Raw genomic sequence first — 11,470 nt, forward strand, 5'->3', positions numbered from 1 at the left:
ATGATGCAACGAGGGATAGCGTGGATTGTTGATGACGATAGCTCCATCCGCTGGGTGCTTGAACGCGCCCTCACCGGGGCTGGCTTGAGTTGTACAACGTTTGAAAGTGGTAATGAGGTGCTCGACGCGCTGACCACCAAAACCCCGGATGTGCTGCTGTCGGATATCCGCATGCCGGGCATGGACGGGCTGGCGCTGCTGAAGCAGATCAAACAGCGTCACCCTATGCTCCCGGTCATCATAATGACCGCCCACTCCGATCTCGACGCAGCCGTCAGCGCCTACCAACAGGGGGCCTTTGACTACCTGCCAAAACCGTTCGACATCGACGAAGCTGTGGCGCTGGTTGAGCGAGCCATCAGCCACTATCAGGAGCAGCAGCAGCCGCGCAACGTGCAGGTTTTCGGCCCGACCGCGGATATCATCGGCGAAGCGCCCGCCATGCAGGATGTGTTTCGCATCATTGGCCGTCTCTCCCGCTCCTCGATTAGCGTGCTGATCAACGGCGAATCCGGGACCGGTAAAGAGCTGGTGGCCCATGCCCTGCATCGCCATAGTCCGCGCGTCAAAGCGCCCTTTATCGCGCTCAACATGGCCGCCATCCCGAAAGATCTCATTGAGTCCGAGCTGTTTGGCCATGAGAAAGGTGCGTTTACCGGCGCGAATACCGTCCGCCAGGGGCGTTTTGAACAGGCCGACGGCGGCACGCTGTTCCTGGACGAGATTGGCGATATGCCGCTGGACGTACAGACGCGCCTGCTGCGCGTGCTGGCGGACGGACAGTTTTACCGCGTTGGCGGCTATGCCCCGGTGAAGGTGGACGTGCGCATTATTGCCGCTACCCATCAGAACCTTGAGCTGCGGGTGCAGGAGGGGAAATTCCGTGAGGATCTGTTTCACCGCCTGAACGTCATCCGCGTACACCTGCCGCCCCTGCGCGAGCGCCGGGAAGATATTCCCCGTCTGGCGCGCCACTTTTTGCAGGTTGCCGCCCGCGAGTTGGGCGTTGAAGCCAAGCAGCTGCATCCGGAGACCGAGGCGGCGTTAACCCGCATCGCATGGCCGGGCAACGTTCGCCAGCTGGAGAACACCTGTCGCTGGCTGACGGTCATGGCTGCCGGTCAGGAGGTGCTCATCCAGGATCTCCCCAGCGAGCTGTTTGAAACCACGATGCCCGACAGCCCGACCCAGACGCTGCCGGACAGCTGGGCCACGCTGCTGGCGCAGTGGGCAGACCGCGCTCTGCGTTCCGGTCATCAAAATCTGCTCTCTGAGGCGCAGCCGGAGATGGAGCGCACCCTGCTCACTACTGCCTTGCGGCATACCCAGGGGCATAAGCAGGAAGCGGCAAGATTGCTCGGGTGGGGTCGCAATACCCTGACGCGCAAGCTGAAAGAGTTAGGAATGGAGTAGCGAAACGCGGTTGCCCCGGCAGGCGTCACGCCACCGGGGAAGCCGTTAAATGACCCGTGAGAACTGCTGCAGTCGCGCCTTCTGGCGTAGATAGGCATCAAAGCACATGCAGATATTGCGGATCAGCAGTCGGCCTTTCGCCGTCACCTGAATGCCATGCGCATCCACCGCCACCAGCCCGTCTTTTGCCAGCGGCGCGAGCAGGTTTAAATCCTCCGCAAAGTAGTCGGCGAAATTAAGGTTCCACTCTTTTTCCACTTCGCTAAACGCCAGCCGGAAGTTACAGATCAGTGATTTGATGACGTCCCGGCGAATACAGTCATCCTTTGTCAGGGCAATGCCTCGCCACAAGGCATTACCGGTATCGTCCACCTGCTGATAGTAGTGCTTCAGCTCTTTCTGGTTCTGCGCATAGCAGTCGCCGATCATGCTGATAGCCGAGACGCCCATCCCCAGCAGATCGCTATCGCCCTGCGTGGTATAGCCCTGAAAGTTGCGGTGCAGCACCCCTTCGCGCTGGGCCACGGCCAGCTCGTCATCCGGGCGTGCAAAGTGATCCATGCCGATAAACTGATAGCCCTCTTCGGTAAGCGAGGTGATCGTCTGCTGCAGAATATCCAGCTTCTGCTGCGCTGAGGGCAGATCGGCATCCTTAATCTTGCGCTGCGCGGCAAAGAGCGTCGGCAGGTGCGCGTAGTTAAATACGCTCAGCCGATCCGGGTTCAGCTCCCCAACGCGTTTCAGGGTGAAGGCAAAGCTCTCTGGAGTCTGCTTCGGCAGGCCGTAGATCAGATCGATATTGGTGGAGGTAAAGCCGATCTTCCGCGCATGACGTAATAACGCAAAGATAAACTCTTCATCCTGCTCGCGGTTAACCAGCCGCTGCACCTCTTTGTTGAAGTCCTGTACGCCCATGCTCAGGCGGTTAAAGCCCTCGGCGCGCAGGTGGTCGAGTACGTTCAGCTCTATTTCACGCGGATCAACCTCGATAGAGATCTCAGCATCGGCATTAAAATTGAAATGGTGGCGCAGCAGCCCCATCAGGCGGCTAATTTGTGCTTTGTTGAGATAGGTTGGCGTCCCGCCGCCCCAGTGCAGCTGGCTGACCTGACGGCCAGCAAATAGCGGCGCACGATGGATAATCTCCTGCTCAAGCGCATCGAGATACTGGTCTGCCTTATGCTGCTGGCGGGTGACGATCTTATTGCAGCCGCAGAAGTAGCACAGCCGGTGACAAAATGGGATATGCACGTAGAGCGACAGCGCACGCTCAGGGTAGCGAGCAACGGCCTGCTGAAAATCCGCTTCGCCAAAGGTCTCGGCGAACTCAAGGGCAGTCGGGTAAGAGGTATAACGCGGCCCGGAATAGTTATATTTCTGGATCAGGGCCAGATCCCAGTCGATTAACTGCGAAGACATGCTCACTCCTTCGGATAGCGTCGCTGGCGACGACGGCGGCCTGGCCTGACTCCCTGACGGAGTGCAAGCCGATTGCGCAGCCACTTTTGTCGCTGCGACAACCGTCGTAGTTTAACGAATAACCACGCCAGATAACACATAACCGGAAGGGTTATAAGCAGGACGGGCAAGCCCATGCTGTAAAGCCTGTCGTCCAGGGATCAGTTGCCGCCTTTGAGCAGGCGCATCATATCCTCTTTTTCCTCTTCCTCTTCCTCGTCTTCATCATCATAGGAGAGGCCAAGCTGCTGCATCAGCGCATCAATGCGGTCCAGTTTTGCGTCTACCCACGCCTGATCTTCGGCGCTCAGGGTATCGCCCTCTTCCAGACGCTCCAGTAGCGCATCCAGGCGCTCATCAGTTTCCAGCAAATCCAGTTCAGCCTGCGGTGAAAGCATAGGTTTCTCGCTCTTGGGTTTATGCTGACGGGTGACCGGAGTAGCGGTTACGCCCAACGGTACGGGGGTTTTACTGCCGATACGGGGATCTTTCTGCTGCTTCTGACCACGGGAGCCGGATGCGCCATCGCTGGCGGCCGTACGGCTGCCAGCCGCATTACCACGATGCTTTTTCTCACGCTTGCGATCGCGTGCTTCCTGGTTAATTTCTTCGCGTGTTTTACGACGCGATTTTGCGGGGCCTTTGCCACGCGGAGCCGATGCAGATTTATTCATCATAGTTGGTCTTTAAGCCGTTTTATTCAGTATAGAATTGCGGCGGAATCTAGCAGAAAGCAAGCAAAGAAAAAAGGCGACAGAGTAAACTGTCGCCTTTTTTCTTGACCACCCACCCTCAGCGGGTTAACTATTCCATGTTTGCTTACAACCGACCCTGTTTATCCCTTAGCATGAACGTTCCCTGTTGCGGTCCATTTCCCTGTGTCTCACGTCTCCTGACGTTTGCCATCCTGGCTATCCAGCGTCTTCGCCTCCTGGCGCTCCTGACCCCTTTTCCTTAAGTCACGTTCCCCGGCGCTCCTCGCCTTTGCGCAATACTTTACCTTGTTCAAAAAAAGTGACAAGACGCAAAAAGGCATAAAAGGCTAAATTCAGAAAATTCTAATCAATCAACCCTTTGATTTTAAACATTTTAGCACTTTTCTAAACCTGCAATTACTCTGAAATATCGCAGACCTAAAGTAGTTAATATCTTACAGAGTCTATAGCCAGTGGTGCCAGGAAAGGGGCATGGCGAGAAAAGCCGCCTTTTTCCTGCGTTCAGGTATAATCCCCCAAAGCTTTACTTATGGAGACGACCGCTTTGACTAATTTGAATTATCAACAGACGCACTTTGTTACCAGTGCGCCTGATATTCGCCACTTACCCGCCGATACCGGAATAGAAGTGGCCTTTGCTGGCCGTTCCAACGCGGGTAAATCGAGCGCCCTGAACACCCTGACGCATCAGAAAAGCCTGGCGCGTACCTCCAAGACACCGGGCCGTACCCAGCTCATCAACCTGTTTGAAGTGGCAGACGGCAAGCGTCTTGTTGACCTCCCTGGCTACGGCTACGCCGAAGTCCCGGAAGAGATGAAGATCAAATGGCAGCGCGCGCTGGGTGAGTATCTGGAGAAGCGCCAGTGCCTGCAGGGCGTGGTGATCCTGATGGATATTCGCCACCCGCTGAAGGATCTCGATCAGCAGATGATCCAGTGGGCCGTTGAGAGCAATATTCAGGTGCTGGTGTTGCTGACTAAAGCCGATAAGCTGGCAAGCGGCGCACGAAAGGCACAGCTGAATATGGTGCGTGAAGCAGTACTGGCTTTTAACGGTGACGTACAGGTTGAAGCGTTCTCGTCCCTGAAGAAGCTGGGCGTGGACAAACTGCGAGCGAAGCTGGACAGCTGGTTTAACGATTTGACGCCGGTAACAGAAGCAGACGCCGAAGCGTAACCCAATAAAAAACGCCCCAGTCATTACTGACTGGGGCGGCTAAAATATTCAGCCAAATCCGATTACGTGAAGTAAAAGGTCTGAAAGATAGAACATCTTACCTCTGTACCCTACATCTTTAACTCTACTCTTTTTTTAGACAGTTACAAACGCTTTTTGTAATTTTTTTTCATTCTTTACATAGGGAATTCTAATGATCATCACAAAAAGCTCTATCTTATGTTGCTTACTTACATAAAACTGCGCTATTACGCCAAAGGCTAGTGCGCCAGATCCCAGTTTTCACCACTGCCTACCTCCACCAGCAATGGAACATCCAGCTGGGTGCTGTTCTCCATCAGCTCATGGATCTTCTGTGAAACCTGCTCCACGTCGTCTTTGTGCACTTCAAATACCAGTTCATCGTGAACCTGCATAATCATACGCACGCGCGGCTGCTCCGCCTGTAGCCACGCATCCACGGCGATCATTGCCCGCTTGATGATATCTGCCGCCGTCCCCTGCATCGGGGCGTTAATCGCCGCACGCTCAGCGCCAGCCCGGCGCGCCGCGTTGCTGGATTTGATATCCGGCAGATAGAGGCGACGCCCCTCTAACGTTTCAACGTAGCCCTGCTCTTTCGCCTGCGCCCGGGTACGTTCCATATACTCACGCACGCCTGGATAGCGCTCAAAATAGAGATCCATATACCGCTGCGACTCTTTGCGCGGAATATTCAGCTGGCGCGACAGACCAAAAGCGCTCATGCCGTAGATTAGACCAAAGTTGATCGCCTTCGCGCTGCGGCGCTGGTCGTTCGATACGCTCTCCAGCGGCATACCAAACACCTCTGCCGCCGTGGCGCGGTGGATATCCTGACCCTCGGCAAAGGCGGAAAGCAGACCCGGGTCGCGGGACAGGTGCGCCATGATGCGCAGCTCAATCTGCGAGTAGTCCGCAGAGACAATGACGTAATCCTCCGGGGCGATAAACGCCTGACGGATGCGCCGTCCTTCCTCGTTTCGCACGGGGATGTTCTGCAGGTTCGGATCGGTGGATGAGAGCCGTCCCGTTGCGGTGACCGCCTGATGATAGGAGGTATGTACGCGTCCGGTTTTAGGGTTGATCATCAACGGCAGCTTATCGGTATAGGTCGATTTCAGCTTCGACAGGCCGCGATGCTCCAGAATGACCTTCGGCAGCGGGTAGTCCAGCGCCAGCTCCTCCAGCACCTCCTCTGAGGTTGAAGGTGCACCGCCCGGCGTCTTCTTCAGCGGTTTAATGCCCTGCTTTTCAAACAGGATGACCTGCAGCTGTTTGGTTGAAGAGAGGTTAAACGCCTCACCGGCGATCTCATGGGCCTTTTTCTCCAGCTCGGCCAGACGCAGCGTGATCTCCCCAGAGTGCTTATGCAGCACCGCCGGATCGATCTTCACCCCGTTACGCTCGATGCGGGAGAGCACCGGCACCAGCGGCATCTCAATGTTCTGGAAGATATTCAGCGGACCGGCATGTTTCTCCAGTTTTGGCCACATCTTGAGATGCAGCTGTAGCGTGACGTCAGCGTCTTCCGCCGCATAGTGTCCGGCCTGCTCCAGCGCGATCTGGTTAAAGGTCAGCTGATTTTTACCCTTGCCGGCAATCTGCTCAAAGGTAACGGTCTGGTGCTTCAGCCAGCGATCGGAGAGGCTGTCCATATCGTGACGTCCGGCGACGCTATCGAGAATGTAGGATTCAAGCATGGTGTCAAAGGCAATACCGCGCAGCTCAATGCCGTAGTTTTGCAGAATGCCGCGATCGAACTTGAGGTTCTGCCCCACCTTCAGCGCTTTTTCATCTTCCAGAATCGGCTTTAACAGCTCGAGCACCCGATCGCGGGAGAGCTGCTCTGGCGCATCCAGGTAGTCATGTGCAACCGGCACGTAGGCCGCAAGGCCCGGCTCGGTAGCAAACGACAGGCCTACCAGCTGGGCGCTGACGTTGTCCAGGCTGTCCGTTTCGGTATCAAAGGCAAATACCGGTGCCTTCTTCAGTCGCGTAATCCACTCGTTTAGCGTTGGCTCATCAAGAACGGTGACATAGTGCTCTGCGGAGAGCGGGGTGGCAGGCTCATCATCTTCAACCTCAACGACAGGAGCGGCCTGCGGCTTCGCGGCCGGTTTCGCCCCTTTACCCTGCAACCATGTTCCCGCTTCGACATCCGCCGTCCAGCGTTTAAATTCGTATCGCTTAAACAGGCTTAGCAGCTCGTCTGCGGCTGGCTGCTGTACCGTCAGCTGTTCGCAGGTGAGATCCAGCTCGACGTCGGTCTTGATAGTGGCCAGCTGATAGGAGAGGCGAGCAACCTCTTTATTCTGCTCCAGCTTCGCCGCCATGGTTTTTGCACCGCGGAAGCTCAGGCTGGCAATCTTATCGGATTCGCTAAACAGCGTTTCCAGACCGCCCAGACCCTGTAGCAGTGCCTGCGCCGTTTTTTCACCGACGCCGGGCACGCCGGGAATGTTATCTGAGGAGTCGCCCATCAGAGCAAGGAAATCGATGATCAGCTCAGGCGGCACGCCATATTTATTGATCACCTCTTCCGGGCCAAGAATGGTATTGGTCATGGTGTTAATCAGCGTCACGTTCGGCGTCACCAGCTGGGCCATATCTTTATCACCGGTACTGATCAGCACCGGGCGACCCATTTTTTCAGCCTCAAGGGCCAGCGTACCGATAACGTCATCCGCCTCGACGCCGGAAATGGCCATTAGCGGTAGGCCCATCGCTTTTACCATCGCATGCAGCGGCTCGATCTGCGATCGCAAGTCGTCAGGCATCGGCGGACGGTGTGATTTATAGTGCTCAAACAGCTCGTCACGGAAGGTCTTCCCTTTGGCATCAAACACCACGGCGGCATGCGTGGGCTGATACTGCAGGATCAAGCTTCTGAGCATGTTCAGTACCCCGTACATTGCGCCGGTTGGCTCTCCCGCGCTGTTGGTCAGCGGTGGGAACGCGTGATAAGCGCGATAAAGATAGGAAGAGCCATCAACGAGGATTAGCGGGTTTTCTGGGATCTGAACCATGATATCCGTGCCTGTTTAATAATTTATGGTTAAAGGATGCCACATACCGGACGAAAACTTGAGTTTTTCACGGTAATTCGTGGAAAAGATTTCCGGATCGTCGCGATCGTTCGCATTATTATCCTGTGGATAACTTTGTGCATGCTTTTTTGCTGAAGAAATAATAGACCATGTAATATTGGCGGGGCTGTTTATTTATCTATTAAAATTAAACAGATAGAAAAAGGATCGCGATCCTTATGTCCGTTAAGCGGCAATTTACTCCATGTGGATATAAGGTTTTGCCCATGCGTTTGATTGATACGACGGACAGTCAGTCACGCTTAATTCATCCGGCGCGCTGTTTTTGAACAACATCAATATGTCGTACTACAGGATCTATAAAAAAGCCGGTCATTGACCGGCTTTATGATTACTTCTGGCCAACCAGATATTTTACCGTTGCAGCATACTGCTGGACGAAAACGTCCATGCTACTGGTATCCATCCCCTGCGGGTTAACCTGGTATTTGCCGTTAACAAACATCGCCGGTACGCCCTGCAATTGCAGATCGGCAGCGGCTTTCTCTTGCTGGGCAACCAGGGATTTCACTACGAAGCTGTTCCAGGCGGCGTCATAGTCTTCGCCTTTAATACCAGCATCAACAAACACTTTGCGGATATCGGCTACGGTTGTGACGGTCTGGGTCTTCTGCACCGCTTCAAACATGGGGGCAGTGATCTTATCTTCTACGCCCAGTGCCATCGCCACAGCCCATGCCTGGGTCAGATCTTTGCCCAGCGGCCCCAGAAACTCGACGTGGTATTTGGTCATCTTGGTGCCTTCCGGCAGCTGCTGTTTCACCGTGTCGGAAACGTGCCATACGCGTTCAAAATCGTAGCAGTGCGGGCAGTAGAAAGAGAAGAACTCCAGCACCTGCGGCTCTCCCACCGCCGGTTTATCAAGGGCGATATACTGTTTTCCCTCGGTGAATTGAGCCGCAGACGCGCTAAATGCCAGAATGAGACCTGCCAGCGCCAGCCAAATTTTCTTCATGGTTAATACTCTCCTGAAAGTGTCAAATTAATACATCGGCGTAAGTTGCAGAGGCGGTTCTTGCAGAACCTTAACCTGCTCAATAAAGGTCAGAGTTTGCCTGTGCCAATAGTCTTCCCCGGTTAGCCACGGGAAATTTTTGGGGAATGCGGGATCGTCCCAGCGGCGGATCAGCCATGCCAGATAATAAACCATACGCATGGCGCGTAAAGGTTCAATGAGGGCGATTTCATCGGTTTTAAATTCGCTAAATTCCTCATAGGCCTCAATAATCGTCTCAAGCTGCATGCGCCGCTCGGCCTTATCGCCGTTGAGCAACATCCACAGATCCTGAACCGCAGGGCCGTTACGGGCATCATCGAGATCGACGAACAGCGGCCCGTCGCGCCAGAGAATGTTCCCGGCATGGCAGTCGCCGTGCAGGCGCAGCAGATCGAAACGCGTATGCCACTGCGCCATCACCGCCTCGATAAGGGAATCCGTGGCGTTAAGGAAGGCAGCTTTCAGGCCAGAAGGGATAAGCGCCGACTGTTCAAAGACGTTTCGAGGCTCAATCAGGTACTCATTGACGTCGATAGAGGGGCGGCTGGTAAACGTTTTTTTACGCCCGGTTTGATGCAGGCGGCCAAGGTAGCGCGCCACCCACTCCATCTGATCCAGATTATCGGCTTCGAACTGACGACCGCCGAGGCTGGGGAACACGGCATAGTAGTATCCTTGATGAGTCAGCAGCGTCTGGCCGTTAAATTCAAGCGGGGCCGCAACCGGAACCTCATTATTCATCAGCTCGTGGGCGAACTGGTGCTCCTCAATAATTTGCTCTGCCGACCAGCGCTGCGGACGGTAAAATTTCACCACGTAGCGGCGGCGATCTTCATCCTGAAACTGATAGACACGGTTCTCGTAACTGTTGAGCGGGGTAAGGCCAGAATCCACCCGGATCCCCTGTTCAAACAGCGCATCCATGATGGTATCCGGGTGTAGCGTCTGGAAAGTAAAAGCGTTGTCGTTCATCCCATCATCCGGAAATTACTACGAATAGTTCAGGATATCATTTCGTAGCGCATTCAGTTGCACCGCTTACAACCTTTTACTCTTTAATTACGCCCCGGGCGCGCAGCAAGGCAGTTTTGAAATCCTCTTCGTAATCTTTCTGGATCCCAGGGATAGCGGCATCCTTTGCCGAGTCGCGCATTTTGAGGTGATAGATCAGAATATCGTCAGAAAGATCGGCCAGCTCGCCGTCATAGCCTGACTCCTGCGCCAGTTTTTGCAAAAATTGCATCAGATTAAGCTCGGGTTCTTTTTGCCAGGCGGGCTGGAGGAGTTCAATTACTTCATTCAGACGTTTACATTTCATGGTCAGTGCTCCTTACTCGTGAGAGACACACGTTAGCAGGGTCAAACCCACAATAAAAGAGGCGATATTAGTGAATAGTGGACTGGACATCACCGGTGTCGTACTGGCCGGCGGCAGAGCGTCGCGTATGGGGGGAGAAGATAAAGGACTGTTGCTGCTTAACGGCATTCCGCTCTGGCAGCACGTCGTAAGCCGTCTGGCTAAGCAAGTAAGCCGTGTTGCGTTGAGTGCTAACCGCAACCTCGATCGCTATCGGGCCAGCGGCCTGGCGGTTATCGAAGATACGCTGAATGATTTTCCCGGTCCGCTGGCCGGTATGCTGGCCGTTATGCAGCAGACAGCATCCGACTGGTTCCTGTTTTGTCCGTGCGATACGCCGGGCATACCGTCCGATCTGGCAGCGAGACTGGCTTCTGAGCGGAAGGATGCGCCGGTAGTATGGGTGACCGACGGTGAACGCGACCATCCCACCATTGCGCTGGTTCATCGCCAGGTGATACCGCAGCTTACGGCTTATCTGGCATCCGGCGAGCGGCGGGTAATGCTATTTATGCGCCAGGTGGGAGGCCATGCCGTGGACTTTAGCGATTGCCGGTCGGCGTTTATTAATATCAATACGCCGGACGATCTCACCGGCAGGCAGGAGAAAAAATGAAGCCGATCCTCGCGATAGCCGCATGGAGCGGTACAGGGAAAACCACGCTGCTTAAGCGCCTGATCCCTGCTCTCTGTGAACGGGGCATCCGTCCCGGCCTCATAAAGCATACGCATCATAATATGGATGTCGATAAGCCCGGCAAGGATAGCTATGAGTTACGCAAGGCAGGTGCGGCACAAACCCTCGTCGCCAGCCAGCAGCGGTGGGCCTTGATGACCGAAACGCCAGACGAAGAGGCGCTCGACTTAACGTTTCTGGCCAGCAGAATGGATCACACGAAGTTAGATCTGGTTTTGGTAGAGGGCTTCAAGCATGAGCCAGTGGCGAAGATCCTGCTTTTTCGGGCAGATGCCGGGCATCGGGTGGAGGAGCTGGAAGTTGACGATCGCGTTATTGCGATCGCCAGTGATATAGCAATTTCAACTACAGTGCCGGTATTGGATTTGAATGATGTGGCTGGGATTGCTGATTTTGTAGAGCAATGGTTACGTTAATACGCCGGGCGGCGCTACGCTTGCCCGGCCTACAGAATCGGTCATTTCTGCGGCACAACGCAAAAAGGCCATCCTTACGGATGGCCTTCTGCTTGTTTGATGCCTGGCAGT

10 protein-coding genes are annotated in these 11,470 nt (G+C 54.8%); 4 read left to right on the forward strand and 6 right to left on the reverse strand.

The window, feature by feature from the left end; translation table 11 throughout:
- The first annotated feature begins 3 nt into the window (after positions 1-3).
- Positions 4-1,413, forward strand: a complete 1,410-nt coding sequence (glnG, locus tag RTN40_RS18840; protein WP_312229800.1) for a nitrogen regulation protein NR(I) — start codon at positions 4-6, stop codon at positions 1,411-1,413.
- Between the two features lie 45 nt (positions 1,414-1,458).
- On the opposite strand, the gene hemN is transcribed toward glnG, so the two are convergent.
- Positions 1,459-2,832, reverse strand: coding sequence for an oxygen-independent coproporphyrinogen III oxidase (gene hemN / locus RTN40_RS18845; protein WP_312229801.1), 1,374 nt, complete (start codon positions 2,830-2,832; stop codon positions 1,459-1,461).
- Between the two features lie 200 nt (positions 2,833-3,032).
- Positions 3,033-3,545, reverse strand: a complete 513-nt coding sequence (gene yihI, locus RTN40_RS18850; protein ID WP_312229809.1) for a Der GTPase-activating protein YihI — start codon at positions 3,543-3,545, stop codon at positions 3,033-3,035.
- A gap of 586 nt (positions 3,546-4,131) precedes the next feature.
- Here yihI and yihA point away from each other — a divergent pair.
- Positions 4,132-4,764, forward strand: a complete 633-nt coding sequence (yihA, locus tag RTN40_RS18855) for a ribosome biogenesis GTP-binding protein YihA/YsxC (protein WP_312229802.1) — start codon at positions 4,132-4,134, stop codon at positions 4,762-4,764.
- A 260-nt stretch (positions 4,765-5,024) separates the two neighbouring features.
- Here the strand turns inward: yihA and polA are convergent, their stop codons facing one another.
- The 4 genes from polA to RTN40_RS18875 form a co-directional block, all read right to left on the reverse strand.
- Complete coding sequence (gene polA, locus RTN40_RS18860) at positions 5,025-7,811, reverse strand: DNA polymerase I (protein WP_312229803.1); 2,787 nt, start codon at positions 7,809-7,811, stop codon at positions 5,025-5,027.
- Between the two features lie 412 nt (positions 7,812-8,223).
- Positions 8,224-8,847: a thiol:disulfide interchange protein DsbA gene (gene dsbA, locus RTN40_RS18865; protein ID WP_312229804.1), complete on the reverse strand. Its 624-nt coding sequence runs from the start codon at positions 8,845-8,847 to the stop codon at positions 8,224-8,226.
- Positions 8,848-8,874: 27 nt separating this feature from the next.
- Positions 8,875-9,861: a serine/threonine protein kinase gene (locus tag RTN40_RS18870; protein ID WP_312229805.1), complete on the reverse strand. Its 987-nt coding sequence runs from the start codon at positions 9,859-9,861 to the stop codon at positions 8,875-8,877.
- Between the two features lie 76 nt (positions 9,862-9,937).
- Positions 9,938-10,207, reverse strand: a complete 270-nt coding sequence (locus tag RTN40_RS18875; RefSeq protein ID WP_312229806.1) for a YihD family protein — start codon at positions 10,205-10,207, stop codon at positions 9,938-9,940.
- A gap of 70 nt (positions 10,208-10,277) precedes the next feature.
- On the opposite strand from RTN40_RS18875, the gene mobA reads away from it, so the two are divergent.
- Both mobA and mobB read left to right on the forward strand, forming a co-directional pair.
- The gene (gene mobA, locus RTN40_RS18880) at positions 10,278-10,862 is read left to right on the forward strand and encodes a molybdenum cofactor guanylyltransferase MobA (RefSeq protein ID WP_312229807.1); all 585 of its coding nucleotides are present in this window, start codon (positions 10,278-10,280) and stop codon (positions 10,860-10,862) included.
- Positions 10,859-11,359 carry a molybdopterin-guanine dinucleotide biosynthesis protein MobB gene (gene mobB / locus RTN40_RS18885; RefSeq protein WP_312229808.1) on the forward strand — a complete coding sequence of 167 codons (501 nt, stop codon included), beginning with the start codon at positions 10,859-10,861 and terminating at the stop codon, positions 11,357-11,359. Before mobA ends, mobB begins: the two co-directional genes overlap by 4 nt.
- Positions 11,360-11,470: the final 111 nt, after the last annotated feature.

Origin of the sequence: Pseudescherichia sp., from assembly GCF_031987975.1 — a bacterium.
Taxonomy (GTDB): domain Bacteria; phylum Pseudomonadota; class Gammaproteobacteria; order Enterobacterales; family Enterobacteriaceae; genus Pseudescherichia.